The sequence below is a fragment of the Nitratireductor soli genome (genome assembly GCF_001050155.1).
Lineage (GTDB): Bacteria > Pseudomonadota > Alphaproteobacteria > Rhizobiales > Rhizobiaceae > Nitratireductor > Nitratireductor soli.
In genome coordinates, this window is sequence record NZ_LFVY01000003.1 from 298,095 (window position 1) to 322,293 (window position 24,199).

The 24,199-nt window shown below is 64.0% G+C and carries 23 protein-coding genes and 3 pseudogenes; 10 read left to right on the plus strand and 16 right to left on the minus strand.

The features are described 5' to 3' along the window. Nucleotides 1-22: 22 nt before the first annotated feature. The 5 genes and pseudogenes from AB843_RS05520 to AB843_RS05535 all read left to right on the plus strand — a co-directional run. Nucleotides 23-1,084, plus strand: coding sequence for an ABC transporter ATP-binding protein (locus tag AB843_RS05520; RefSeq protein WP_048645776.1), 1,062 nt, complete (start codon nt 23-25; stop codon nt 1,082-1,084). A 31-nt stretch (nt 1,085-1,115) separates the two neighbouring features. Continuing rightward, complete coding sequence (locus tag AB843_RS25475; RefSeq protein WP_157384433.1) at nt 1,116-1,367, plus strand: hypothetical protein; 252 nt, start codon at nt 1,116-1,118, stop codon at nt 1,365-1,367. Nucleotides 1,368-1,704: 337 nt separating this feature from the next. Beyond that, nucleotides 1,705-2,457 (plus strand): annotated as a pseudogene (locus tag AB843_RS24825) (IS5 family transposase). 37 nt (nt 2,458-2,494) lie between these two features. After that, nucleotides 2,495-3,039 (plus strand): annotated as a pseudogene (locus tag AB843_RS26080) (GMC family oxidoreductase N-terminal domain-containing protein); the annotation flags it as partial. Beyond that, nucleotides 3,013-3,651, plus strand: a pseudogene (locus tag AB843_RS05535) (transposase); the annotation flags it as partial. The pseudogenes AB843_RS26080 and AB843_RS05535, both read left to right, overlap by 27 nt. A 422-nt stretch (nt 3,652-4,073) precedes the next feature. Here AB843_RS05535 and AB843_RS05540 read toward each other — a convergent pair. From AB843_RS05540 to AB843_RS05565, 6 genes are all read right to left on the minus strand, one after another. Next, nucleotides 4,074-5,054 carry a LysR family transcriptional regulator gene (locus AB843_RS05540; RefSeq protein WP_048645777.1) on the minus strand — a complete coding sequence of 327 codons (981 nt, stop codon included), beginning with the start codon at nt 5,052-5,054 and terminating at the stop codon, nt 4,074-4,076. A 97-nt stretch (nt 5,055-5,151) separates the two neighbouring features. Continuing rightward, entirely contained in the window at nt 5,152-5,502 is a 351-nt protein-coding gene (locus tag AB843_RS05545) for a RidA family protein (protein WP_048645778.1), read from the minus strand. A 41-nt stretch (nt 5,503-5,543) separates the two neighbouring features. After that, nucleotides 5,544-5,897, minus strand: a complete 354-nt coding sequence (locus AB843_RS05550) for a putative quinol monooxygenase (RefSeq protein WP_157384434.1) — start codon at nt 5,895-5,897, stop codon at nt 5,544-5,546. 80 nt (nt 5,898-5,977) lie between these two features. After that, a complete protein-coding gene (locus AB843_RS05555; RefSeq protein WP_082143662.1) occupies nt 5,978-7,030 on the minus strand; it encodes an ABC transporter substrate-binding protein in 1,053 nt (350 codons plus the stop codon). A 38-nt stretch (nt 7,031-7,068) separates the two neighbouring features. After that, complete coding sequence (locus tag AB843_RS05560) at nt 7,069-7,941, minus strand: ABC transporter permease (RefSeq protein ID WP_082143663.1); 873 nt, start codon at nt 7,939-7,941, stop codon at nt 7,069-7,071. Then, on the minus strand, nt 7,938-8,765 hold the full coding sequence (locus AB843_RS05565) for an ABC transporter ATP-binding protein (protein WP_048645781.1): 828 nt from the start codon (nt 8,763-8,765) through the stop codon (nt 7,938-7,940). The genes AB843_RS05560 and AB843_RS05565 overlap by 4 nt, the downstream gene beginning before the upstream one ends. A 322-nt stretch (nt 8,766-9,087) precedes the next feature. Here AB843_RS05565 and AB843_RS05570 point away from each other — a divergent pair, with 322 nt between their 5' ends. Then, the gene (locus AB843_RS05570; RefSeq protein ID WP_048645782.1) at nt 9,088-9,645 is read left to right on the plus strand and encodes an IS6 family transposase; all 558 of its coding nucleotides are present in this window, start codon (nt 9,088-9,090) and stop codon (nt 9,643-9,645) included. A 320-nt stretch (nt 9,646-9,965) separates the two neighbouring features. Here AB843_RS05570 and AB843_RS05575 read toward each other — a convergent pair whose 3' ends face one another. The 9 genes from AB843_RS05575 to AB843_RS05615 form a co-directional block, all read right to left on the minus strand. Then, the gene (locus AB843_RS05575; RefSeq protein ID WP_048645783.1) at nt 9,966-11,666 is read right to left on the minus strand and encodes a thiamine pyrophosphate-requiring protein; all 1,701 of its coding nucleotides are present in this window, start codon (nt 11,664-11,666) and stop codon (nt 9,966-9,968) included. A 30-nt stretch (nt 11,667-11,696) separates the two neighbouring features. Further along, nucleotides 11,697-13,004, minus strand: a complete 1,308-nt coding sequence (locus AB843_RS05580) for a TRAP transporter large permease (RefSeq protein WP_048645784.1) — start codon at nt 13,002-13,004, stop codon at nt 11,697-11,699. Next, nucleotides 12,994-13,497, minus strand: a complete 504-nt coding sequence (locus tag AB843_RS05585; RefSeq protein ID WP_157384435.1) for a TRAP transporter small permease — start codon at nt 13,495-13,497, stop codon at nt 12,994-12,996. The genes AB843_RS05580 and AB843_RS05585 overlap by 11 nt, the downstream gene beginning before the upstream one ends. Nucleotides 13,498-13,509: 12 nt before the next feature. Continuing rightward, on the minus strand, nt 13,510-14,514 hold the full coding sequence (locus AB843_RS05590; protein WP_244467900.1) for a TRAP transporter substrate-binding protein: 1,005 nt from the start codon (nt 14,512-14,514) through the stop codon (nt 13,510-13,512). Between the two features lie 77 nt (nt 14,515-14,591). Next, nucleotides 14,592-15,605, minus strand: a complete 1,014-nt coding sequence (locus AB843_RS05595) for a TRAP transporter substrate-binding protein (protein ID WP_048645787.1) — start codon at nt 15,603-15,605, stop codon at nt 14,592-14,594. A gap of 50 nt (nt 15,606-15,655) precedes the next feature. Further along, nucleotides 15,656-16,549 carry an amidohydrolase family protein gene (locus AB843_RS05600; protein WP_244467901.1) on the minus strand — a complete coding sequence of 298 codons (894 nt, stop codon included), beginning with the start codon at nt 16,547-16,549 and terminating at the stop codon, nt 15,656-15,658. Next, nucleotides 16,546-17,604, minus strand: coding sequence for a 4-oxalomesaconate tautomerase (locus AB843_RS05605; RefSeq protein WP_048645788.1), 1,059 nt, complete (start codon nt 17,602-17,604; stop codon nt 16,546-16,548). Before AB843_RS05605 ends, AB843_RS05600 begins: the two co-directional genes overlap by 4 nt. Continuing rightward, nucleotides 17,597-18,268 carry a 4-carboxy-4-hydroxy-2-oxoadipate aldolase/oxaloacetate decarboxylase gene (locus tag AB843_RS05610; RefSeq protein WP_048645789.1) on the minus strand — a complete coding sequence of 224 codons (672 nt, stop codon included), beginning with the start codon at nt 18,266-18,268 and terminating at the stop codon, nt 17,597-17,599. Before AB843_RS05610 ends, AB843_RS05605 begins: the two co-directional genes overlap by 8 nt. 12 nt (nt 18,269-18,280) lie before the next feature. Further along, entirely contained in the window at nt 18,281-19,015 is a 735-nt protein-coding gene (locus AB843_RS05615) for a PIG-L deacetylase family protein (RefSeq protein ID WP_048645790.1), read from the minus strand. A 191-nt stretch (nt 19,016-19,206) separates the two neighbouring features. Between AB843_RS05615 and AB843_RS05620 the strand changes: the two genes are divergently transcribed. Beyond that, the gene (locus AB843_RS05620; RefSeq protein WP_162230629.1) at nt 19,207-20,415 is read left to right on the plus strand and encodes a LysR family transcriptional regulator; all 1,209 of its coding nucleotides are present in this window, start codon (nt 19,207-19,209) and stop codon (nt 20,413-20,415) included. Nucleotides 20,416-20,418: 3 nt separating this feature from the next. Here the strand turns inward: AB843_RS05620 and AB843_RS05625 are convergent, their stop codons facing one another. Further along, nucleotides 20,419-21,234 (minus strand): helix-turn-helix domain-containing protein, encoded by an 816-nt coding sequence (locus AB843_RS05625; RefSeq protein ID WP_048645792.1) that lies wholly within the window; start codon nt 21,232-21,234, stop codon nt 20,419-20,421. Nucleotides 21,235-21,524: 290 nt separating this feature from the next. On the opposite strand from AB843_RS05625, the gene pobA reads away from it, so the two are divergent. The 3 genes from pobA (at nt 21,525) to AB843_RS05640 (ending at nt 24,181) form a co-directional block, all read left to right on the plus strand. Beyond that, a complete protein-coding gene (pobA, locus tag AB843_RS05630; protein ID WP_048645793.1) occupies nt 21,525-22,703 on the plus strand; it encodes a 4-hydroxybenzoate 3-monooxygenase in 1,179 nt (392 codons plus the stop codon). Nucleotides 22,704-22,894: 191 nt separating this feature from the next. Beyond that, nucleotides 22,895-23,320 (plus strand): protocatechuate 3,4-dioxygenase, encoded by a 426-nt coding sequence (locus AB843_RS05635; RefSeq protein ID WP_082143665.1) that lies wholly within the window; start codon nt 22,895-22,897, stop codon nt 23,318-23,320. A 9-nt stretch (nt 23,321-23,329) separates the two neighbouring features. Beyond that, nucleotides 23,330-24,181: a class III extradiol dioxygenase family protein gene (locus tag AB843_RS05640; RefSeq protein WP_048645794.1), complete on the plus strand. Its 852-nt coding sequence runs from the start codon at nt 23,330-23,332 to the stop codon at nt 24,179-24,181. Nucleotides 24,182-24,199 lie beyond the last annotated feature (18 nt).

A 24,199-nucleotide genomic window follows, 5' to 3' on the forward strand; every position in this document is an offset into this window, starting at 1 on the left:
ATGGTTTCCCCCAGGAGGTTCTATGGGTACGATTTCACTGGAAAAGGCCGGCAAGCGTTATGGCGGCACCGAGATCATCAGGGATCTCGACCTCGATATTTCAGACGGCGAGTTCGTGGTCATCGTCGGCCCGTCCGGCTGCGGCAAGTCCACGCTTCTGCGCATGATCGCCGGTCTTGAGGAAATCACCTCCGGCAGCCTGCTGATCGATGCCCGGGACGTCACCAAGGCGCCGCCGGTCGAGCGCCAGCTCGCCATGGTGTTCCAGTCCTACGCGCTCTATCCACACATGACCGTGCGCCAGAACATGGGGTTTGGGCTCAAGCTCGCGCAGTTCTCGTCAGATGTGATCAAGGTCAAGATCGACCAGGTTGCCGACACGCTGAAGCTCACCCACCTGCTCGACCGCTACCCGCGCCAGCTGTCGGGCGGCCAGCGCCAACGTGTTGCCATCGGCCGCGCCATCGTACGCCAGCCCGTCGCCTTCCTGTTCGACGAGCCGCTGTCCAATCTGGACGCAGCACTTCGCGTCGACATGCGGCTCGAGATAGCCAAGCTGCACCGCACACTCGGCGCGACAATGATCTATGTCACCCACGACCAGGTCGAGGCGATGACGCTGGCCGACCGCATCGTCGTGCTCAAGGAAGGCCGTGTCATGCAGCACGGCAGCCCGCACGAACTCTACGAGAGTCCCGCCAATCTGTTCGTCGCTCAGTTCATCGGCAGCCCGAAGATGAACGTGCTTGCCTGCGCACCATCAGGCGACGGCAAGCTTGACCTGTCCGGACAAGGGGCGCTTTCCCTCACCTTCTCCGGCGTACCCACCCAGCTCGGCGCCCGCCCCGAACATCTGACGCTGGTCACACCTGACAACGGCAACTGCCGCGGCACGGTCGAGGCCGCTGAATATCTCGGCGGCAGCACCAGCGTCTTCGTCCGCAACGACGCGCTTGGCCTGATCAATGTCAGCGCACCAGCCGACAGCGCTATCCGCATCGGCGAGACGGTCGGCATCGCCATTAACAGTGCGCGCGTATCGCTGTTCGACGCCCAGGGCGCTGCCATCGCCCGCTTTGCTTGAGCGCGGAATCGCAACGCCACATGGGCGATGATTGTCGAGCATAAAAGCAGAGCAGGAGGCGTTCAAACGGGCCGAGGCTCTTCTGGGGGCTATGGCGACAACACAGGCAGCCTCGTTTGCCGGTGTGGCCAGCAAGCTCGATTCGGTCGTCCGCTGGGGGGAAGCATGGGCAGAACACCCCTCGGCGTCTCCCTGGCCTCAAATCCGCTCGGCACATGGCGAACTGGCAGCACTCGGGCGACAGACGACGCCGAGCCTGTTCTTTCCGGGAGACGCGCGGTGAACGCGTCAGCCGGAGCCGGTGTGTAGATTTTCCGGGGCGTCGTTCTTCTACATGTGCGTGGTTGCGCGAGGCAGCAAGCCGGCGGCGGCAGCGGTTTGATCTCGTGCGTTAAAGGGCTCGGCTCCTGCCGGCGCCTCCATCTCATTCGCTCCCTGCCCTGCATCAGCGGACAGATCATCAAGTCAGTCAGGGTTGGCCCCACGCTTCTCGGCAAGGAAGCAAAGGCCAAGGCAAAGTTGGGTTGGCAGCAACCCTGGCCGGCTTTCAGGGGACGGCTAGGCTCAGGACCTGTTAATTCCGATTGAGTTGTGATTCACGGTTTCCGAAAGAGGCCGTGATGGGTGATCTGTTTCTGCTGAGCGAGCGCCAGATGGCGCGGATATCGCCGTTCTTCCCGCTGTCGCACGGCGTTCCCCGGGTCGATGACCGGCGGGTGGTGAGCGGCATCATTTACGTGATCCGCAACGGGCTGCAGTGGAAGGATGCGCCGGCCGGCTACGGCCCGCACAAGACGCTTTACAATCGCTTCATCCGCTGGAGCCTGATGGGGGTGTTCGACCGGATCTTCGCCGGCCTTGCCGGGAAGGACCGAAACCCGAGCGCATCATGATCGATGCGACGCATCTGAAGGCTCATCGCACGGCGGCGAGCCTGCTTAAAAAGGGGATGCTCCCCGTCGTATCGGGCGAACCAAGGGCGGGCTGAACTCCAAGCTGCACACCGTCTGCGACGGTGACGGCCGGCCGATCATCCTGCTCCTGTCGGAAGGCCAGATGAGCGATCACAAGGGCGCCCGTCTCGTGCTCGGCGCCTTGCCGCAAGCCTCCCATCTGATCGCCGATCGCGGTTACGACAGCGTCTGGTTCCGCGAGGAACTCGAAGCCAGGGCATCGAGCCGTGCATCCCGTCGAGCCGAAAACGCAAGACGCCCTTCGACTACGACAAGGCCCTCTATCGCCAGCGCCACAAGGTCGAAAACCTGTTCGCCAAGCTGAAGGACTGGCGGCGCATCGCCACCCGCTACGACCGATGCGCACACACCTTCTTCTCGGCAATCTGCATCGCAGCCACAGTCATCTTCTGGCTCTGATCAATGAGTCCTGAGCCTAGGCAACGATACTGTGCGGCTTGCGACGGAGCCTTATGAGTTCAAGACCCCCATCCACTACGGTGAGGTGGCCGGCGCTAATGTCGAGGACTGGGCCGGTCAGCCTTGAGGAGATGTCCCCCTGGTACGAGAAGGCCGAACTCAAGATGGGTGTGACCGACAAGACCACCGGCATGCCGCACCTGCCGTGGAACAATGGGTTTCGGGTTCTGCAAGCAGCGCTGTGCGATCGGCGCAAAAATGGTCGACCATGTACACAGAACTGCCGCGAGCCGACGAGACCTGCAATTGCGAGGTCCGCACCGAGTCTATGGCGGTGAAAATCGAGCATGACGAGAGCGGCAAGGTAACGGGCGTGGTCAATGCAGATGCCAAGGGCGATCAGCACCTGTAAAAGGCACGCGTCGTTTGTGTGGCTGGCAACACGATCGAAAGCCCTGCCTGCTGCTCAACTCCAAGTCCAACATGTTCCCAGACGGCTTGGCCAACTCCTCAGGACGGGTGGGGCGCAACTACCTGACCCACACCGCGACCGGCTGCTACGCAGTGATGAGATCGACCATGCGGTTCGTGCCGATCAAATCGCCCGGAGAGCAGGCTGCCAGGATGGTCCTGAAGACCCGCAAGTTATTCATCCGCCAACGAAGCCAGACAGCCAACGCCATGCGCGCCCATTTGGCCGAGCTCGGCATCGTCGCCGCAACCGGCATGACCAACATCGCCAAACTCATTGCTGTTCTGCGCGACGGGAATGATGCCTGCCTTCCATCCGCGGCTCGGATGGCGCTTCTGGAGATGGCCGAACAGATCGAGATGCTGACAGCACGCATTGAGACGCTCGACAGAAAGATCGTCGCAGCGGTGAAGGCCGACGAGACGGCTCGTCGATTGACGAGCATTCCTGGCGTCGGCCCCATCATCGCCGCGACGGCCCGGGCAGTGATCCAGGATCCTGCCGCCTTCCGATCGGGACGCGATCTTGCCGCCTGGATCGGGAGGATATCGAAACGCGGCAACAAGCAGTTGCGAACGCTGCTGATCGTTGGCGCGACCTCCATACTGAAGCAGGTGCGGCGCGCCGCGCGCCTGCCTTCGTGGATCATCTCACTGATGAGACGTCGGCCCTACACGGTCGTCGCCGTCGCGCTGGCCACCAAGATGGCTCGGACGATCTGAGCGCTTCTTGTCAAAGGCGGCACCTACCAAGCGCCGGCGATCATGGGGAGGGTGTAGAAACACAAGGAATTCCGGCGCCTCGGTTCCGGATGAAGTGGCAAGGTGCAAAAGCGTGATGACCCTGAGGGACGATAGCATCGATTCCGGCCAGACCGGCTTCCTCAATGCGCCGTCGAGTGCGTCGAAGTGATCAGGCGATCGGGATCGCGGAATTCATCGTGGCCAGCGATCAAATGATCGCGCCAACAGGCCGGGCATATGACTGCACCGTCCGACGGGGATTCGCGCAAAGAATATCTTGCCAACCGGGCCGTTCCACATATGAGGAAGACCCCAATTAAGTGCCAAGCGACACATCCATTCAATCCCCCAAAGTGCTCGGCAGCGGCACGGACGAAAAAGTCAAGCCCACGCGGGGCAGCTCAGACGGCGTCGAGTGTTGCGGGGTTGATGCCACGGGTGCTGGGCATCTCGGCATGCGCTGCGCCGCGGATCGCCGCCAGCGCCTGCTTCATGAACAGTTCCGCGGCGGGGGAAAGCACCCGCCCACGGCGGCGGATGAGATAGATCGTGCGCGTCATGTCCGGCTTGCGCAGCGCGCGGACCGCCAGCTGGCGGCGAATGTCACGCGGCAGGATGACCGGGGCAACCGCCGTGACGCCGATCCCCTCACGCACCATCGCGGCGACGATGTCGGCCTTGTTGGTGCGATAGCGCGTGTCCATCAGCGTGTCGGAGAGCGCCGGCACTTTCTCCAGCACGGCGCGGATGCAATCGTCATTGCCGGCGTGAATGAAAATGCTGCCTTTCAGATCCGCCCAGCACACCGGATCGGGCTTCTTCGCCAGGGGATGATCCGGCGGACAGACGAGCGCCACCGGTTGCGACACAACCTTCTGATGGCTGATGTCGGCATCGGGCAGAATCTGGCCGACAAAGCCGAAATCGATCTCCTTGGCCGCGACGCGGCGATGGATGCCGTGCGAATTCTCGCTGATCACCTCGACATTGATGCCCGGATAATCGCGGGAGAACTGGGCAACGATGGCCGGCAGCCACTCGGCGGAGACGGACGGCAAGGCGGCGACGCCCACCCGCCCGCGGCGAAAGTTCACCATCGCCTGCATGTCGGCGACGGCGGCCTGGAAATCGCGCAGGAGCCGCCTGGCCGTTGGAAAGAACTCGACGCCCGCCTCGGTCAGCGTCACGCGCCTTGTGGTGCGATGGAAAAGCGCCAGGCCGACATTGTCCTCAAGCTGGCGGACGGAAACGGTGAGCGCCGACTGCGAAATGGAAAGCGTGTTTGCCGCGCGGGTGAAACTGCCCAGCTCGGCGACCGAAACGAATGCCCTGATGTGGCGCAGATTGATGTTCGTTCGCTGCTCCAAGGTCTCGCTTTCCACGCCCCGTTTTCCGCCGCCTGACGGGCGCTCGATCGAATGCCCGTCGCTGGCTCGAAGCGTACCATCGGCCGGAGGATCGGTCCTGGCGTTGCGCGCGTCAATCCTTGACGATGGCCTGGGCGACGATTTCGATCAGGATGCCCGGCCCGAGATCGGCGACGCCGAGCGTTGCGCGCGCGGGCAGCGCCCCGGCGTCGAAGAAGGCGAGCCACGCCTTGTTCATCGCGTCCTTCAAGGTCATGTCCGTGATGTATACCGTCGTGTGCAGCACGTGATTGCGGTCGGAGCCATGCGCCAGAAGAAGCGCATCGATGCGGGCCAATGCGGCGGCGGTCTGGGTTTCCATATCATCGGCCGGCTTGCCGCCGGTGACGCCGGCCAGCAACAAAGTTCCATTGTGCTCGACGATGCGATGAAAGGTCGGGGTCGGATCGGCCCGTTTGATCATGATGGGTTACACTCCGTGGGTTTGATGCGGTGGGGTTGAGATCACGCGTCCTGAAGCCGCGCCGGGGCCTGGGTCCAGCCATCGACGGCAAAAGTGTTAAGCTTCAGGACACGCTTGCGCGAGAGCAACGCATCGATGTCCTCATGCACCTTGGAATGGCCCGGCTTCATGCGGTGCCTGTCGATGCAGGACTGGTCGCGCCACAGCTCGGTCAGGACGTAGGATCCATCCTCGCCGGAAACCGGCTGGCACAGTTCCATGCGCTCGCAGCCATCGTCCTTGATGGTGTCGATGCAGCTTTCGGCCATCAATTTCATGAACAGCGGACGGTTTTCCTCCACCACCTCGTATTCGATGATCAGGACGATCTGCGGGGTCAGTTCAGTCGATGTCACTTCAGTCTCCATTTTTGGTTGAACAAAGCGGAACCGGCGCGGCGCGCCAGTGCAGGCCGGTTCCATAAAAGTCCGGGTTCTCAGTCGGCGTTCAGGCTCTTGACTACCCTGGCGGCGTAGTCGTTGGTCCATGCGGCGGCTACATGTTCCGGCAGGACCGGGTCGGCATTCTCGACCTTGGCCGCGAGCTCGTTGACGCGATCGACCATCTCGCCGGAAATCTCGATGGATTCCGGGAAGGCGCTCGCATAATCGGCCCAGGCATCGGCGTAGAGGGCGTCGTCGATCTTGGCATGATATTTGGCATGCACCTTGTCGCGCACCACATCGGCCAGCGCCGGATCGCGGATCGCCTTGTGCGCCTTCTGCATGGCGCGCAGGAAGCGCGCGGTCTGGTCCTCGTGCTCCCTGATCCAGCTCTCGCGGCCGGTATAGGTGAGGTAGAGGAAACCGTTATAGGCCGGCACCTGGCCGCCCGACATGTGGAACAGCATGACGCCGTCAAACTCGCGGATCGCCTGGACGGCGACGGGAGAGGAATGGGTGATGGCATCGACGCGGCGACGGGCAAAGGCAGCGAGCGTCGTGTCGCCGACGCCAAGCACGGTCAACGTCATGTCGCGTTCGGCATCGACACCGGCCTCACCAGCCAGAAAGCGTACCAGCTGCGCACTGCCACCGGCGGCCGAGGCAACGGCGATGGTGATGCCGTCCAGCGCCTTCAGACGTTCCTCGTAGGTGCTGTCCTTGGTGAGGCCCGCCTTCTCGAACCACTCGCGCGTGGCGACGATGTTGGAGGCGTGCTGATCCATCGCCGCGCCGACCATGGTCATGTCGGTGCCGCCGGCCCGGCCGCGCAGGATCGAGACGGACGAGGAGACGCTGAACTCAACTTCACCGCTGACCAGCGCCGCATAGACCTTGGTGGCACCGCCGAGGATCGTCAGATCGACATCGAGGCCCTCCTCCTCGTAGTAGCCCATAACATCGGCGACGAAGGCGGGGACGAACAAGAGCCCGTCACTGGACAGTCCGACCCTGAGCTTGTCATTGGCCAGCGCCGGGCTGGCGCACAGGGCCAGCGCGCCGGCCAAGACCCCCGCGACGGCTAAACGTATCCTATTGTAATCCATTGATTTTCCTCCCGATTGCGTTCCTGTCCCGCCTGTCTTCAGACCGCGCTTTCATGGCCCTGTTCCAGGGATTTCCACGGCATCAGCCGGCGTTCGAGCACCCTGACGGCCGTGTTGAAGACCACAGCCAGCGCCATGATCGCCACCAGCGCGGCGAACACGCCGGCGGTGTCGAATTCACCCTGGGCGCGCACCAGGAGCGCGCCCAATCCTTTGTTGGAAGCCATCAGCTCGCCGACGATGGCGCCGATGAGCGAATAGGGGACAGATATCCGCAGGCCCGCAAAGACCCAGGTGATCGCCGAGGGCAGCACCACACGGCGCAGAACCTGCATTTCGTTGGCGCCCATCAGATAAAGGATCGAGATCAGCTCGCGGCTGACATTGCGCACGCCGGTATAGGTGTTGAGGAACACCAGAAAGAAGACGATCGTCGCCGTGAAGGTGATCTTCATGTCGATGCCGATGCCGATCCACAGGATGAACAGCGGCGCCAGCGCCACTTTCGGCAGGCTGTAGAAGGTGGTGATGATGGGATCGAGCAGCTTGGCCAGGAACGGCCGCCGGCCGAGAATGGTGCCGACGACGATGCCGAAGATGCTGCCGAGCAGCAGGCCGGCGCAGGCCTCTGTCGCTGTGATGCCCATGTGATAGAAGATGTCGCCGCTCCAGATCCAGCCGCCGAGACGGCGGAAGATGGCGCTTGGCGCGGAGATGAAGAAGGGGGCGATCAACCGCCCGGAGACAATCTCCCACAGGGCAAAGAAGCCGCCCACCATGAGAACCCGGATGACGTTGAGCTTGATCCTCTCGCGAATGCGCGCGCGGCGCGCCTTGTCCATGCGCCGCTTGCGGTCCTGCGCAACCATCTCGTCGCTCGCCGGCACATAGCCGATATCGGCATTGCTCATGATGCCTCTCCCCTGGTTTCGTTCAGCGTGGGCATGATGAGATCCCAGAGCTCGGCGGTCATTTTCGTGTAGAGCGGGTCGTGGCGCAGCGCCGTCAGGTTGCGGTCGCGCGGCAGCGGCGTGTCGGCGATGTGGCGGATGTGCCCGGGCCGCGGCGAGAACACCACCGAACGGTCCGACAGGGCGACCGCCTCGTCGAGATCATGCGTGACAAAAAGGATCGTCTTGTTCAGCGAGCGGCTGATGCGCAGGAGTTCGATCTGCATGTTGAGCCGCAACTGGGCGTCGAGTGCTGCAAACGGCTCGTCGAGCAGCAGCGTTTCGGGATCATAGGCCAGGAGCCGCGCCAGCGCGGTGCGCTTGCGCATGCCGCCGGACAGTTGCGAAGGGTAGGACCGCTCGAAACCCTGCAGGCCGACCAGATCGATCAATTGCTCGACCCGCGCCTCGCGTGCCCCCTTCGCAAGGCCCCGGATTTCGAGCGGAGTGGAAATGTTGCCGACCACGTCGCGCCACGGCAGGAGATGGTCGTTCTGCGTCATGTAGCCGGTCTTCAGATTGTAACCGTCGACGCGCTTGCCAGCGTAATAGACTTCGCCATTGGTCGGGTGAAACAGGCCGGCCGCCATGTTGAGCAAGGTCGACTTGCCGCAGCCCGACGGCCCGACCAGCACGACAAACTCGCCCTTGGCGACACTCAGATTCACATTCTCCACCGCACGCACGGTACGGTCGGACAATTCGAACGATTTTGAAACATTCTCGAAGCGGATCAGCTCATGACCAGTGTCATGCGCCGACCCGGCGGGCTGCAAAGAAACCAACGCTATTCCTCCCTCATCGGCGCTCCGGACAGGAACCCTGTCGCGGCGCCGGTTTGTCGAGAACGGGCTCGACGGGAGGAAGTCTACGGACAGCCGGCCCGATAAGACAAATACATTCTGGATGGAAATTGATAACCAAAACGGGACAATCGCGCAGCGCGGAAAACCCAAGTCAACGGATTGCTTCTTTTAGTTTTTCCTCGCGCGAATGCCCCGTTGTCACGGCCTAAACCTTCAGAACCGCTACCGAAGCGGTTCTGTCGCAAAATATTCGGTAAGCTTGCGGAGGCATGAAGGCTCTTCATTTTCCTAAGAGCTAGTCATGTTCAAAGGGTGCCATTTCGACCAATCTGTCATCCTGCTGTGCGTACGCTGGTACCTTGCCTACAATCTCAGTCTTCGTGACCTGGAAGAGATGATGGCCGAGCGCGGTCTGAGTGTCGATCACTCCACCGTGCACCGCTGGGTCGTTCACCTTTCGCCGCAACCGCTGGAGCGCTTCAACCGGCGCAAGCAAACGTCACTGACAGGTGGTATATGGATGAGACTACATAAAAAGGTCCGCGGACGATGGACGTATCTCTATCGCGCTATCGACAGCGTTGGCGACACGGTGGAGTTCTTCTTCAGCGAAAACCGTGACCTATTGGCAGCGAAGCGCTTCTTTCGTCAGGCTCTTGCACTTCATGGTCGTCCGGATCGCATTGTCATCGACGGTAGCCAAACCAATCGCGAGGCGATCCTCGCTTGTGATGCGGAAAACCGTCTGGGCGATCGATCACGGCGGCCGCAGAAGCCGATGCGCAAACGACAGGCGAGGGATGCCTATAATCCAAGCCCTTCGATCGCCGCACAGTTCGCAATCCTCGCAGCCTGCTAGATAGGCCAAAACCCCTTTCACGCCCTACCTCAGAGTTTGCGACAGAACCTCTGAATATGCCGTGATTTCGATTTTTCTGCTGGTCGAAGTCTATGACCTTCAACCACCCATCGAAAGGACGCTGCGGCATTGTGGATCCCGGCTGCGGCCATCGGCAGGGCTGCGATCGGCAAAGGCAGGATCACCTGCGCTGTCTTGCCGGACGGAGCGACGATGGTCGTCCCGTTTCCCCACTACGAGGTAGCTACCAACGTCACAGCAGCCGTTCTCTTCACCGCAGGTATCACTTGGTAGTCTGATTGAATCTCGACTCTTCACTGTCAGTCCGGCCGCACACGCACGTCGAGGACCGCCTGCCGGCGCTCATCGCGTATGACGGCGACGGCTTCGGCAAGCGCCGCCGGCAGATCCTCAGCCTCCCCGACCGCGCGTGTCCAGGCGCGCGAACCGGCTGCGATGGCGCCATAGTCGGGTGACGGCGACAGGCTCGACAGCGGCGTCTGATTGGCACGCGAGGCGAAACCTTCAGGATAGACTTCCAGCGTCGACAGCCGCACGGCGTCCCAGGCGCCGTTGTTGAGGATCACCGTCAGCAGCGTTAGGCCATGCGCCTCGGCCACCTGGTGGCAGGCAACGGGATTGGCGAACATGTAGGAGCCGTCGCCGACGACGCAAACGACGAGCCGTTCACGGTCAGCGAGTTGCGCGCCTAGTGCTGCCGGCAGCGCCCAGCCGAGGCCGCCGGCCGGCGTGTTGCCGAAGAAGCGGTTGCCGGATTTCAGCGTGTAGAACGGCGACGGCGCGCCGCGCTCGTTGAAGACGATGCCGTCGTCGCCGAGGATTTCGGAGACACAGTGGGCGACCCAAGCCTTGCTGGCGGCGCCACGACTTCCCGATTCCGCCGCCTTCGCCACCTTGGCCCGATAGGCCTGGTGACGGGCAAGGGCTGCGTCGCGCCGTGTCGCGGCGGCTGGCGCATGCGCCTCCAGCGCGGCATCGAGGGCGGCCAAGGTGCGGGCGGTGTTGCCGGTGATGGCCAGTGACACGCGATAGGAACGCACCGGCATGCGGGCAAACAGCGGGTCGGGACCGATGTGGATCACATGAGCATCGGCCGCCGGCTGGGCGTCGTTCTCGATCCAGGCGACCGGTGCATCGACGACGAGAACTGCATCCGCGGCGGGCAGAAGTTCCGCCAGATTGGGTCCGACGAGCATCGGATGATCGCTCGGCATGACATTGCGCGTGGCGAACACCTCGCTGACGGCGATGCCGTGCCGCTCCGCCAGGGCGCCGAGCAGGGCTGCCATTTTGCCGGCGGGATCGCCGCGCTGGCAGACGATCAGCGGGTTGTTCGCCGCGGCCAGCCAGGCCGCCGCCTGTTCGATGGCCTGCGGGTCGGGAGCGGCGGGCGTTGCGGCCACTTGGATCGGCGTGCGCGCTTCGCCAAGCGCCGGCGCCGGCTCGCAGAGTGGCTCGCGCGGCAGGCTCAGATAGACGGCTCCCACCGGCTCCGACATCGCGATGGCATGGCCGCGCGACACCAGATTGGCAGCGTTCTCGGCATAGCGCAGCTCGTAATCCCATTTGACCAGCTCACGCACCATGCCGCTCTGGTCGAACTGTTCCTGCCCGTACTGGATCGGCGTGCGGCGCGCGCCCGGCCGGTCGTGCTCGGTCAGCGGCGTGCGGCCGGACATCATGATCAGCGGCACATCGTCGGCATGGGCGTTGATCAGCCCCATGACGGCATTGGCCAGCCCGACATTGACATGCACCATGGCTGCCTGCGGCCGTCCGGTGACAAGATAATAGCCGTGCGCCATAGCCACCAACGCCGCCTCATGCGGGACGATGACCGGCTTTGGCGCGATTGTTCCTTCTTCGCCGCGCCGGGCATAGCTCTCGATGATCGGCGCGAAATCGCTGCCGGCATTGGCGAACAGATAGTCGACGCCATTGGCCTTCAGACTGAACAGCACCGCGTCGGCGCCTGTGGGATTTTCTATTGTATCGGTCATGATCGATTCTTTGATTGCGCGAAGACCGCGCTAATGCCCCATCATCGTCTGCGGGATGTAGAGGGCGATGGCGGGAAACAGGATCAGCAGCCCCGTGCACACCGCCATGGCGATCCAGAACGGGATGACGCCGCGGAACACCGTCGACAGCGGCACGTTGTCGGCAATGCTGGCGACGACGAACACGTTGAGGCCGACCGGCGGCGAGATCAGTCCCATCTCGAGCACGATCACGGCGATGACGCCGAACCAGATCGGATCGAAGCCGGCAGCAACGATGGCCGGGAAGACGATCGGCAGCGTGATGACCAGCAGCGACAGGCCTTCGAGAAATGTGCCCAGCACGATGTAGGCGAGCAGGATCAGGAAAAGCACGCCATAGGGACCGACATCGAGGACGGTCAGGCCCTGGCTGATGAAGTTCGGCAGGTCGCTGAGTGCCAGGAACGGGGCGAAGATGTTGGCGCCGACGAGGATCAGGAACACCATGGAGGTGGTGCGCACCGTCTGCATCAGCACGTCCCTCCACTGCGACAGGCTGAGCCTGCCACGGAAGAACGAGACAAACAGTGTCAGCACCGCGCCGATGCCGGCGGCCTCGGCGGGCGTGAAAAAGCCGAGATAGATGCCGCCGATGGTGATGACGATGATGCCGCCAATCAGCGAGGCGCGCAGCCCGGCGCGGATGCTCTCGCGCAGGGTGAACGGCTTGCCGGCCGGGCCGTCGGCTGGGCGGATCAGCGTGACGATGTAGATCGCCACGACGAACAGCGCGGTGAGCAGGATGCCTGGGAGGATGCCGGCCATGAACAGGCGGCCGATCGACTGCTCGGTCAGCGTGGCGTAGATGATGAAGCCGGTCGACGGCGGGATCAGGATGCCGAGCGTGCCGGCGGCGGCGACCGATCCGGTCGCCAGCGCGTCCGAATAGGAAAAGCGCTTCATCTCCGGCAGGGCGACGCGGCCCATGGTGACGGCGGATGCGATCGACGAGCCGCTGAGCGCCGAGAAGCCGGCGCAGCCGACGACGGTTGCCGAGGCAAGGCCGCCGCGCAGCCGGCCGAACCAGGCGAAGGCCGCGTCATAGAGATCGCGGCTGAGGCCCGAGGCGCTGGCGATGTTGCCCATCAGGACGAACAGCGGGATGACGACGAGCTCGTACTGCGTGACCGTGGCGAAGGCTTCGGACGAGGCCATGTAGAACGCGGTGTTGACGCCGCTCAGCGCGGCAATGCCGGCAAAGCCGACCATGGCGATGGCGAGCGCCACCGGCACGCGCAGGATCAGGAGTACCGCCAGGCCGACAATGCCCAGCAGCCCGTAAAGCTCATTCGGCATGGCCGTTCCCCGGTTTCAATTGCTTGGCTATGTCGAAGACAACGACCAGGGCATACAGGCCGAGGCCGAGCGACAGGGCGAAATAGAACGGCGCGTGCGGCAGCGACAGGAGCATGGTGCGCTCGCCGAAATCGCCAGCCTCCATGCCGCCCATGAAGCTGCGCCAGGAAAGGATGGCGAGGATCGCCAGGCTGATCAGGTCGGCCAAGAGCAACTGGCCGCGCCGCAGCCACGGCGGCAGGAAATTCTGCAACGCGTCGATGGCGATGTGGACGCCATGTGTCGCCCCGCTGGCGAAGCCGCTGGCGGCAACCACCGCCAGCGTCATGACCATGATGTCGCGCGCGCCGAAGATCGGCGCACCGAAGGTGCGCCCGACCACATCGCAGAACACCAGCCCGGCCAGGAACAGGACCGCTATCCCGCCCAGGAGGCCGAACCCATCGGCCAGACGGTCGGCGACCGTCGGCCTGGTTTCCTTCGCACGCATCATCGTCATTGTTTCCTACTTCTTGCTGCCGAGGGCTGCGGCGATATCCGCCGCGTTTGCCACGCCGCGGCCTTCTGCTTCGGTCACCAGCTTGTCCGCCACCGGCCGGGTGGCGTCGGCGAAAGCCGCCTGCGCCTCGGCGCCGAGCGTGATGATGTCCTTGCCGGCCTTTTTCAGGATGTCCATGCCATGCTCGGCTTCCTCGGCGTAGGAGGCTGCCGAATCGAGGCTGAGCTGGCGTCCTCTGAGGCCATCGAGTGCCGCCTTCTGCGTCTCGGTGAGACCATTCCAGGCATTCTGGTTCATGACCAGGAAGAAGGCCGAGGACGGCGTCGGCAGGCCGAGCGTCACATGGTTGACCACCTCGTCGAGGCGGAAGGAGGGCACGCCGCTCGGATCGATGAACAGGCCGTCGATGACGCCGGTGTCCATGGCCGAATAGATCTCGCTGGCCGGCAGCGGCACAGGCGTGCCGCCCCAGGCCTCGATGATCGCCGCCGAAATCTGGTCGGCGGTGCGGATCTTCAGGCCCTTGACGTCGGCCAGGGTGCTGACCGGCTTGTTGCGGGTCATCAGCACGGCCGGCTCGCTGCCCCACAGCGCCAGCAGCCTGGCACGCTCGTAGTCCGGGGCGATGTCGTCAATGTCGTCCCAGATGGCGTTGGTCGCATCGGCGGCGGTCTCGAACAGGCCCGGCGACACGGCCAGCATGGTGCGCGGAAAATTTTCCGTCGTGTAGCCGGGCAGGCCGAAGGCGATGTCGGTAACGCCGGTCAGCGCCGTCTTCCACTGCGCCGCCGGGCTCTTGCTCAACTCGCCCGACGGGAAGAAGCGGAACGTCAGTTCATCGCCCGTCGCCTCGGCCAGCTTGGCGGCCATCGGTTCGAGAACCCGCGCCTGCATGTGATGCATCGGGCTCATGAAATGCGACACCTTCAACTCGGTGGCGCCGGCGGTGCCCGTCGTGGCGGCGATCGCCAGGCTGAGCAATCCGGCCAGTCCTGCTGCTGCACGTTTCATATAATTCCTCCCTGTTGTCGTTCGGCACCCCATGTGCCACCGGCGGGCTCCCTCCCCGCCGGGCATGCCATTCGCGCTTATCGCGTCGCCGACGCGCTGGCGCGCAATCCCTCGACGATCGCCTTGCCGTCAACGCCGGCGGCCTCGGCCGATTGCAGCATCGACTGCACCACGGTGTCGGACTTGGCGTGAAAATCCTCGAGCACGGCGGGCTCGGCCTCGATGATCGTCTTGCCGGCTTGCCGCACCATATCGAGGCCGCGCGCCGCCTCCATGGCGTAGGATTCGGCGGCCGTCATGGCGAGGGCGCGGCCCGTCAGCGCGTCGAGAGCAGCCTGCTGGTCGGCCGTCAGCTTGTCGAAGCTGTGCCGGTTCATGACCAGGAAATAGGCGGAGGTGCTGGAAGGCAGACCGACGGTGAAATAATTGGCGACCTCGTGCAGCTTGAAGGATTCGATCGTGCTGGCATCGCTCATGATGCCGTCGATGACGCCGGTGTCGATGGCGGTGTACATCTCGCTGGCCGGCAGCGGCACGGGCGTGCCACCGAGCGCCTGGACAATGGCCGCGCCGACCTGGTCGGCGGTGCGGATCTTCAGACCCTTCATGTCGTCCATGGTGCGGATCGGCACGGACTTGGTCATGATGATCGCCGGTTCGGCGGCCCAGATGGCGAGCAGCTTGACACGCTCGTAATCGGGCGCCAGCGCGTCGATGTTCTCCCACATCGCCGTGGTCGCCTCGGCCGAGGAATGAAACAGGCCGGGCGCGACGGCGAACATGGTGCGCGGGAAGATCTCGCTGGTGTAGCCCTGCAGACCGAAGGCGATGTCGGCTACGCCGGTCAGCGCCGTCTTCCACTGAGCAGCGCCGCTCTTGCTCAATTCGCCGGACGGAAAGATGCGGATGGTCACCGCGCCATCGGTTTCAGCCGTGAGCTTGTCGGCCAGCGGCTGCATCATGCGCTTCTGCATGTGGTGCATGGGTGACATGAAATGCGCCAGGCGCAATTCGGCGGCGGACGAGGCGGCGACCAGCCCGAGGCCGATGGCGCCGGCAAGGGCAAGGCGGATGGACGCAGATAGACGCATGCTCAATTTCAATCTCCTCATGGCTGCCCGTGCGGGCGGCCGGTATGCCGTTACTTCTCGCCCCAGTAGAGGCGCAAGGGGTTGTCGATGAGCAGCTTGCGCTGCAGTTCGGGGGTTGGCGCGATCGCCGGGATGAGATCGACCAACAGTCCGTCATCGGGAATGTGGCTCTTCATGTTCGGATGCGGCCAGTCGGTGCCCCACAGGACGCGGTCTGGATAGGTCTCGACCAGGCGCCGGGCGAAGGGAACGACGTCGCGATAGGGCGGCCCCTTGACCGTCAGGCGCTCCGGGCAACCGACCTTGACCCAGAATTTCTCGTCCTCGAGCAGTTCGACGAAGGCGGCGAACGAAGCGGCGGCGGCGCCGTCCGCGACATCGGGCCTACCCATGTGATCGATCACCACCGTGGTCGGCAGGCCGCGCAGGAACGGCGCCAGGTCAGCGAGATCCGGCATCTCGAAATACACGACGACATGCCAGCCGAGCCTGGCGACACGCTCGGCGACGCGCTGGAAATCCTCGCGCGGCGCGGCATCGACCAACCGCTTGAGAAAATTGAAGCGCACGGCGCGCACGCCGGCCCTGTCCATCTTTTGCAGCTCTTCGTCGGTGATTGACGGCGCGACCACGGCAACGCCGCGCGTCGTTTCCGGCTCCGTCTCCAGCGCGTCGATCAGCGCCGCATTGTCCTTGCCGTGGCAGCTCGCCTGGACGATGACGTTGCGGGCAAAACCCAGATGCCGACGCAGGGCGAACAGCTTTTCCTTCGGCGCATCGGTGGGCGTGTATTTGCGCTCCGGCGCGAAGGGAAAACGCGCCGCCGGGCCGAACACATGGCAATGCGCGTCGACCGCGCCAGCCGGCGGCACGTAGACCGGCTTCGACGGGTTCGGGTGAAAGGTCGGCGGTTCGGTGGCCATGGTCGTCGTTTCCGTTGTCATTGGGCGAACACCTCGCCGTCGAAAAGCTTGCGGGCGGTGCGCAGCATGCCGGCGCCCGTCACCGCGCCCTCCCCGTCGACCGACAGGATTGCCGGCGTGGCGCCGGAGGGATGCTCTATGAGCAGCACCTTGTCAAAGCCCTGCGGCACGGTGGCAATGGCTGTCACCGGCGCGCCGGGCAGCAGGCAGGCCGTGGCGACGCTGACCGCACCGAACACGCCGATGGATGCGTGGCAGCGATGCGGGATGAAGGTGCGCGTGGCGATCGCTCCGCCGTCGCGGGCGGGCGCGACCATGGTCATCTTCGGCACGGATTTCTGTGCCACATCGCCGAGATTCATCATCGGCCCGGCGATGAGGCGGATGGTTTCGAGGCGGGCCTTCAGCGCGGTGTTAGCGTCGAGTTCCTCGCGCGTCTCGTAGCCGGTGATGCCCATGTCGCCGGCGGCGAGCACCACCACAGGCATGCCGTTGTCGATGCAGGTCACGGCGACGCCGTCGATCATGTCGAGCGCGCGGCCGGTCGGCAGCAGCGCGCCGCAACTGGAACCGGCGACATCGAGAAATTCGAGCGGCACGGCGGCGGCGGTTCCCGGCACGCCGTCGATGCGGGCATCGCCACGATAGGTGACGCGGCCGCCCGGCGTGGCGACGCGCGCCACAGTCACCTTGGCGGTGTTTTCCATGTAGATGCGGACGCGGGTTTCGCCGTCTGTCGCCGGCACCAGGCCGCGCTCGATGGCGAACGGACCGACGGCGGCGAGCATGTTGCCGCAGCCCTGCGCGTCGGTGACCAGCGCCTGGTCGACAAACACCTGCAGGAACAGGTAGTCGACATCGGCGTCGTCGCGTGCCGAAGGCGAAACGATCGCCACCTTCGAGGTCAGCGGATCGGCCCCGCCGAGGCCGTCGATCTGGCGCGGATCGGGCGAGCCCATCACGCCGAGCAGGAACGCGTCGCGTGCAGCCGTGTCCGCCGGCAGGTCGGCGGCGAGGAAGACCCCGCCCTTCGAGGTGCCGCCGCGCATCCACATGCAGCGCACGCCATCAGACATATTTCAGCCCCTTGTCTTCCAGACGCGGGCGCATGCCGTAAATGTCGAGGCCGAGTTCGCCGGCGGCAAGCCGAGCGCGCTTGGCCTCCTCGTTTGCCTCGCGCGTCTGCGCTTTGGCGAGGACATCGGCTGCTTCCGCGCGGCGGACCACACAGACCCCGTCATCGTCGGCGACGATGACGTCGCCCGGATGGACGAGCGCACCGGCGCAGACCACCGGTATGTTGACCGAGCCGAGCGTTTCCTTGACCGTACCCTGCGCGCAAACCGCCTTCGACCAGACCGGAAAGCGCGTCTGCGTCAGGTCGCTCACGTCGCGCACGCCGGCATCGATGATCAGCCCGACGCCGCCGCGCGCTTGCATCGAAGTGGCGAGCAAATCGCCGAAATAGCCGGCATCGGATGGCGACGTGGTGGCGAGCACGAGGATGTCGCCGGCCCGCACCTGCTCTATGGCGACATGCACCATCCAGTTGTCGCAGGGCGGCGCCAGGATGGTGACGGCGGAGGCGGCAAGCCGCGCGCCCGGATAGATCGGCCGCATGTAGGAGGCCAGCAGACCCTTGCGCCCTTGCGCCTCATGCACCGTCGAGACGCCGCATTTGCCGAGGCCTTCGACGATTGCGGGATCGACCCGCTCGATGTTCTGTACGACGACGTTCATGCGGAGATATCCCTAGAGTTCGTCGACGGTGCGCGGATAGACCGACTGGAAGCCTTCCGCGTACTTGGCGGCGCGGCCTCCCGACTGACCGCCGGAATTGCGGCGGAAATGATTGCCGCGATTCTCGGCAACGTTGGTGTAGAAGTGCCAGAGATGCTCCTGGCCCTCCATGCATTCGATGGCCTGCTTCTTCTTCTCCCAGACATCGGTGATGTCGAGGAAGGCGTCCGGCTTCCAGCCCATCTGCTCGGTCTGGTGCGGCTCGAACAGATAAAGCTGCGGGGCGCCGAGCACCTTCTCACCGGGGTTGTGGCCCCAGGCCTGGGCGATCATGCGGCACTCCATGGCGATCTTGGTCGTGTGGGAATGATCGAGATTGTACGGGTCGTAATGGGAGTGGCTGAGCATGAAGCGCGGCTGCACGGCGCGGATCACGTCGACCAGCCGGTATTTCGCATCGCGGTCGATCTCGAGCGGATAATCGCCCAAGTCGAAGAATTGGATATCGTGAACGTCGAGCGCCTTGGCGGCATTCTCCGCTTCGCGCCGGCGCTCGGTCTTGACCTTGTCGAGGGTCATGCCCTCCGACTTCCACAATTTGGCGGATTCACCGCGTTCGCCGTAGGACAGGCAGACCACGGTGACCTCATAGCCAAGCTTGGCATGCAGGGCTATGGCGCCGCCTGCCCTCCAGACGAAGTCGGCGGAATGGGCGCTGATAACGAGAGCGGTCTTGTCGTTGGCCATAGGGTCGGTCGCTACTTTCTTCGTGTGGGCTTTCAGCTTGCAAAGCTAGCGCCTTTTCAGCCGCGCCCGCCAATTTGAATGTCGCATCGGGCATCCCCAACTATTCATTTTGCGCAATTCTAGTTTTCGGCTATGGCAAGAATCCTGGCTGCGCAGGCCGGCGCGCGGCGCTTTTCACCTGGAGGCTCGTATTGGACAGCTATGCAGACATCCCCAACCTGAAGCACCTGCAGGCGCTGGAGGCGATCGCCGCGACGCACAGCATCACGCGCGCCTGCGACCACCTGAACCTGTCGCAGCCGGCATTGACGCAGGGCATCGCCAAGGTGGAGGCGCAACTTGGGGTGAAGTTGTTCAACCGGCGGCGCGGCATGGTGCCGACCGAGCCCGGTGAGATCTACCTGAAACGCATCGGCCGCGGCACGCATTATCTGCGGCGCGCCGGCGACTACGCGGCGCGCTTTGCCGACAAGCCGCCGCCGCATCTGCATCGCCGCTTCACGCTCAGTCAGTTGCGGGCGCTGATCGCCGTGGTCGAGCACGAGAGTTTCCGGCTCGGTGCGCAGCAGCTCGCCGTGCAGCAATCGACGGTGCATCGCTCCTGCCGCGAACTGGAAGCGCAATTGACCTGCGCCCTGTTCGAGCGCACCAGCGCCGGCGTCAAGCCGACGCGCCAGGCTGTCGAGTTCTCGCGGCTGGCCAAGCTGGCGCTGGGCGAGTTCGCGCAGGCGCAGGCCGATGTGCAGGGCTGGAAGGGCAGCTTCGTAGGGCGCTTCGCCATCGGCTGCCTGCCGCTGGCCAAGACCAGCCTGCTGCCCCGCGCGCTGATGCGGCTCGCCGATGAATACCCGATGCTCGACATCACCGTGGTCGATGCGCCGTATACGGACCTCTCCAAGGCGCTGCGACATGGCGACATCGACATCATCATCGGCGCCCTACGCCGGACACTGCTGCCGCCGGAACTGGTGCAGGAGGAGCTGTTCGTCGATCCGATGATCATCGTCGGGCGGAGCAACCACCCGCTGCTGGCGGGCGGGGCGGTGACACTGTCGCGCCTGGCTGCCTGCCCTTGGATCGCGCCGCGCGCCGGCGCACCGGCGCGCACCTATTTCGACGGGTTTTACAAGACGCTGGAGCGCTCGCAGGGCGAGGCGCACCCGATCGAGACCGGCTCGCTGACGGTGTTGCGCGGCCTGTTGATGAACAGCGATCGGCTGACCATCATCTCGGCCCGGCAGGTAGACTACGAGATCAAGCTCGGCCTGCTTTCGGAAATTCCCTACCCGCTCGACGGCAGCGAGCGCTCGATCGGCATCACGATGCGCGAAGGCTGGATGCCGGCCGTGCCGCAGCAGCGCCTGCTCGAGCATCTGCGGTCGATTGCCGCCGAAGTTTGACCATCACGCGTCGGGAAATGGCATTTGCGCGCCGCGATGGAGCTGGTAGGCGTCGCCGAGAAGCGTGGCGCATTCCTGCAGCGCCGGCAGATATTGCTGGTGAAGCTGCTCACCGGTGACGGCATTCTTGAGGATGATCAGGACCAGCGCACCGACCGGCCGATCCTGCGACAGCATCGCGACGCCGACCGCCCGCGTGCCGGCCATCGGCGCGTTGTAGTCGTGCATCGAATAGCCTTGCTCCTGGACTTCGGCAACGGCTTTCAGCGTCGCCTCGGCGCGGGCGCTTGCATCATTGCCATCGTCCAGCATGGCGCAGTGGCGATTGACGATCTGCAGGCGCTCGTCCGACGGCAAGGCAGCTAGAAAGGCCAGGCCGGCGGCTGAATGGAGGATCGGAAAACGGCGCTGCTCGAAGCGGCGCAGATGGATCGGCGCCGTGTCGCGGTTGGAGGCGGCCGTCACCATCGCATCGGGCTCGGCTATCAACAAGTCGGACGGCCAACCGACCTTTTGGCCGAAGGCGTTCAGCCGCTGGCGCGCCTCGTTGAGGAATGGGTTCTCGACCATCATGGCGCTGGCCAGACGGCGCACCTGCGGCAAGGGTTCGTAGGCGCCTGTGACGCTGTTCTGGCGCAAATAGCCGGCCGATTTCAGCGTCGCCAGAAGGCGGATCACGGTGGCCTTCGGCAGTCCGGTCAGGGTCACCAGCCGGGTGATCGTCGCCGGCGGGTTCTCGTTGACCGCTATCAGTATTTCAAGCCCGCGCAACAGCGACCGCACGCCGGTCGGCGCGGACTCTTCATCGGATTCCGTCATGCCAGCTCCATGCCTGCCGGATATTGGCCAGATAAAGGGAGGAGACTTTTCCAAAAGCCCGATTCTGTCAATTCGCCGATCGTCCCGATCGCGTTTTCACCGGTGGCGGGGCTGTCGTGCGGCTTCGCGATGGTCCATTGTACAGACCATAGTTCATTTTCTTGACAGAGCAATCGCCTTCCCCTTAATTGGGTGTCTTCCCGCCGCGGCTCGTCCGAGCGGGCCGCTGAGCCCGGCACGCCGGCGCGGCGGATATCATCAAGATTCACCCACGCTGGTATTTTCGAACCATGAAGAAAACGCGCATCGCCATTATCGGTGGAGGTCCGGCCGGGCTGCTACTTTCCCACATCCTCGACCTGAAAGGGATCGACAGCATCGTCCTGGAGCGGCAAAGCAAGGATTATGTACTGAAGCGCATCCGCGCCGGCGTGCTGGAGTATGGCACGATCAAGCTCCTGCGCGACATCGGCCTGGGCGAGCGCATGGACCGCGAGGGCCATCTGCACGACGGCACGCACATCGTCTGGCAAGGGCGCGACCCGTTCTTCATCGACACGGTCAAATACACCGGCAAGCCGATGATGGCCTATGGCCAGACGGCGATCACCGAGGATCTGTATGCGGCGCGGGAGAAGGCGGGCGCCGAGATCATCGACGAGGCCACCGAGGTGGCGCTGCACGACCTGACCGGCGACAAGCCCTACGTGACCTATGTCAAGGACGGCAAGGAAGAACGCATCGATTGCGATTTCATCGCCGCCTGTGACGGCTTTCACGGCGTCGGCCGGCAGTCGATTCCCGCCGATATCCTCCGGACCTATGAGCAGGTCTATCCGTTCGGCTGGCTCGGCATCATGTCGGAAACCCCGCCCCTGCCCGACATCATTTACGCCCAGCACGACAATGGTTTCGCGCTCGCCTCGCAGCGCAACCCGATGCTCAGCCGCTACTACATCCAGTGCGACGTCGACGCCGACCTGAACGACTGGCCGGACGAGCGCTTCTGGGAGGAACTGAAGGTGCGCTTTCCAAGTGTGCTCGCCGAGCGGATCGTCACCGGCCCGTCGATCGAGAAATCCATCGCCCCGCTGCGCAGCTTCGTCGCCGAGCCGATGCGTTACGGGCGGATGTTCCTGGCCGGCGATGCGGCGCACATCGTGCCGCCGACCGGCGCCAAGGGCCTCAACCTAGCGGTCTCCGACGTCTTCTACCTGGCCCGCGCGTTGGAGACCCACTACCGCAAGGGCGACGATGCCTATCTCGACGGCTACTCGGCGATGGCGCTGCGCCGCGTCTGGTCGGCCGAGCGCCTGTCCTGGTGGCTGACCAAGCTGCTGCATGTGTTTCCGCAGGAAACACCGTTCGAGAAGAAGGTGCGCTTCAACGACTACGACCATTTGTGCGCTTCCGAGCGCGCGCAGGCGGCGCTGGCCGAGCAGTATATCGGCCTGCCGTTCGAGGTCTGACGCCCGGTGAGATCGCAACGTTCGGCACGGGTGAATGCCATTCCGGCGGAAAACTTCGGTTCCCGACCAATGTACAGCTCTTGTCATGCGGAAAATGAATGGTGGAGCGCGTGTTTCCAATTTCAGTCGACGCTCCGCCAATGCTAGTGCCACGCGACAGGCTCCGCCCCTGTCCGAACAAGGAGGCTTCCATGTCATCGTCCCGTGAAAAGACCGGCCATGAAGAGACCGGCGACGAACCATCGATCACCGAACGCATCGAGGAAGACAAGCGGCTCGCCCGCTCGCTGGAGGGCACCTACCTGTTCGACGGCACGCGCAGCCAGAAGAACTATCCGCTCAACAAGATGTGCATGTCGCTGACCAAGCCGGAGAACCGCGAAGCGTTCGCCGCCGACGAGGTCGCCTATTGCGCCCGGTTCGGACTCAGCGAGGAATCCTTGCGGCTGGTCCGCGAGCGCGACTGGATCGGCATGATCCGCTCGGGCGGCAACATCTACTACGTGTTCAAGCTGGCGGCGATCGACCACGTCTCCATGCAGCATGTGGGCGCGCAGCAGAACAGCATGACGCTCGAGGAATTCCGCGCCAAGCTCAACGCCCACAAGGATCAATAGGAGGTTTCCATGGCTGAAATCATCGCCGCCGTCACGACGAGCCACGTCCCCTCCATCGGCATCGCCATGGACAGCGGCATCACGCAGGACCCCTACTGGAAGCCATTGTTCGACGGATATCTGCCGGCCAAGGAATTCGTCAAGGAACTGAAGCCCGACGTCACCATCGTCGTCTACAACGACCATGGGCTGGAAGTGTTTCTCGACCGCGTGCCGACCTTCGGCATTGGCGCTGCGGCGCAGTATCTGTCGGGCGACGAGGGCTGGGGCCCAAGGCCCATCCCGCCCTTCCAGGGTGACCCGGAGCTGAGCTGGCACCTGATCGAACACCTGGTCGCCCAGGAATTCGACATGACCATGTTCCAGGAAATGAATGTCGATCACGGTTTCTCCGTGCCGATGAGCGTGTTCTTCGGCGGTCCGGCCGGCGAGGTCGAGGAATGGCCGACCCGCGTCATCCCGATCACCGTCAACACAATCCAGTTCCCGCTGCCGATGGCGGCGCGCTGCTTCAAGCTCGGCCAGGCGATCCGCAAGGCGGTGGACGCCTATCCGAAGGACACGCGGGTGCTGATCATGGGCACGGGCGGCATGTCGCATCAGTTGCAGGGCGAGCGCTCCGGCTTCATGCAGCCGAATTTCGACCGCATGTTCCTCGACAAGATGGTCACCGACCCGATGGCGCTGACCCGGATCCCCAATGGCGTGTTCATGAAGGAAGCCGGCCATGAAGGCGCCGAGCTGATCATGTGGCTGGTGGCGCGCGGCGCGATGAACATGGAGGTGGAGGAGGTCTACCAGCACTACCATGTCTCGGCCTCGCTGACCGCCGCAGGCCTTGCCTGCTACCGCAACAAGTAACGCCAGGGCGGGGGAGCG

Bases quoted from the DNA above. Each gene is read 5' to 3' on its own strand.
- AB843_RS05520 (WP_048645776.1), top strand. From the start codon at position 23: ATGGGTACGATTTCACTGGAAAAGGCCGGCAAGCGTTATGGCGGCACC.
- AB843_RS05545 (WP_048645778.1), bottom strand. From the start codon at position 5,502: ATGATCAAACGGGCCGATCCGACCCCGACCTTTCATCGCATCGTCGAG.
- AB843_RS05555 (WP_082143662.1), bottom strand. From the start codon at position 7,030: ATGGATTACAATAGGATACGTTTAGCCGTCGCGGGGGTCTTGGCCGGC.
- AB843_RS05560 (WP_082143663.1), bottom strand. From the start codon at position 7,941: ATGAGCAATGCCGATATCGGCTATGTGCCGGCGAGCGACGAGATGGTT.
- AB843_RS05570 (WP_048645782.1), top strand. From the start codon at position 9,088: ATGTTCAAAGGGTGCCATTTCGACCAATCTGTCATCCTGCTGTGCGTA.
- AB843_RS05575 (WP_048645783.1), bottom strand. From the start codon at position 11,666: ATGACCGATACAATAGAAAATCCCACAGGCGCCGACGCGGTGCTGTTC.
- AB843_RS05580 (WP_048645784.1), bottom strand. From the start codon at position 13,004: ATGCCGAATGAGCTTTACGGGCTGCTGGGCATTGTCGGCCTGGCGGTA.
- AB843_RS05585 (WP_157384435.1), bottom strand. From the start codon at position 13,497: ATGATGCGTGCGAAGGAAACCAGGCCGACGGTCGCCGACCGTCTGGCC.
- AB843_RS05590 (WP_244467900.1), bottom strand. From the start codon at position 14,514: ATGAAACGTGCAGCAGCAGGACTGGCCGGATTGCTCAGCCTGGCGATC.
- AB843_RS05595 (WP_048645787.1), bottom strand. From the start codon at position 15,605: ATGCGTCTATCTGCGTCCATCCGCCTTGCCCTTGCCGGCGCCATCGGC.
- AB843_RS05600 (WP_244467901.1), bottom strand. From the start codon at position 16,549: ATGACAACGGAAACGACGACCATGGCCACCGAACCGCCGACCTTTCAC.
- AB843_RS05605 (WP_048645788.1), bottom strand. From the start codon at position 17,604: ATGTCTGATGGCGTGCGCTGCATGTGGATGCGCGGCGGCACCTCGAAG.
- AB843_RS05610 (WP_048645789.1), bottom strand. From the start codon at position 18,268: ATGAACGTCGTCGTACAGAACATCGAGCGGGTCGATCCCGCAATCGTC.
- AB843_RS05615 (WP_048645790.1), bottom strand. From the start codon at position 19,015: ATGGCCAACGACAAGACCGCTCTCGTTATCAGCGCCCATTCCGCCGAC.
- AB843_RS05625 (WP_048645792.1), bottom strand. From the start codon at position 21,234: ATGACGGAATCCGATGAAGAGTCCGCGCCGACCGGCGTGCGGTCGCTG.
- pobA (WP_048645793.1), top strand. From the start codon at position 21,525: ATGAAGAAAACGCGCATCGCCATTATCGGTGGAGGTCCGGCCGGGCTG.
- AB843_RS05635 (WP_082143665.1), top strand. From the start codon at position 22,895: ATGTCATCGTCCCGTGAAAAGACCGGCCATGAAGAGACCGGCGACGAA.
- AB843_RS05640 (WP_048645794.1), top strand. From the start codon at position 23,330: ATGGCTGAAATCATCGCCGCCGTCACGACGAGCCACGTCCCCTCCATC.